1 protein-coding gene and 1 pseudogene are annotated in these 447 nt (G+C 69.1%); one reads left to right on the top strand and one right to left on the bottom strand.

Translation table 11 applies throughout. From position 1 onward, the window contains the following. Positions 1-102: pseudogene (locus JK363_RS43665) on the top strand (extradiol dioxygenase); the annotation flags it as partial. A gap of 47 nt (positions 103-149) precedes the next feature. Here the strand turns inward: JK363_RS43665 and JK363_RS41655 are convergent. Then, positions 150-447, bottom strand: a 298-nt coding sequence (locus tag JK363_RS41655; RefSeq protein WP_307822133.1) for a transposase family protein, incomplete at its 5' end; no start/stop codon positions are given.

Here is a 447-nt window from a genome sequence, read left to right as displayed (position 1 = left end):
GGCAGCGGGCCCAACGACATGCCGTGGGGACAGCGCGTCGCCCACATCCAGGACCCCGACGGCAACCCGTTGAACCTCACCCAGCCGATCCCGGCTCAGTGACGCTGTTCCGCGTGCTTGTGCTGGTCGTGGGCTGCCTGCGGTAGAGATCAATTGCCTGTAGTGGCCTCGATGTTCGTCAGGACGAGCAGCGCGCGAAGCAGGTGGGTGGCGCGAGCGTGGTCAGTGCGGAGCTTGGTGAGGATCCGCCAGTTCTTCAGATGGGCGAAGCCGCGTTCGACCGGGGTGCGTCCGGCGGCCAGGATGCGGTTGGCCTCCCTTTCGGCGGGTGCGAGCTTGCGGGCACGGGTGGCCTTGAAGCCGGTGACGACCACGGGGTTGTCCCCGTCGTCGTCCAGGCCGAGGAAGCCCAGGTCGGCCAGGGCGCCGAGACCGGCAGCGCGCAGG

This window comes from Streptomyces coffeae (assembly GCF_016741875.1).
Classification (GTDB): Bacteria; Actinomycetota; Actinomycetes; order Streptomycetales; family Streptomycetaceae; genus Streptomyces; species Streptomyces coffeae.
Note: the sequence above shows the minus strand (reverse complement) of the source record. Positions and strands in the feature narration are given on the sequence as shown.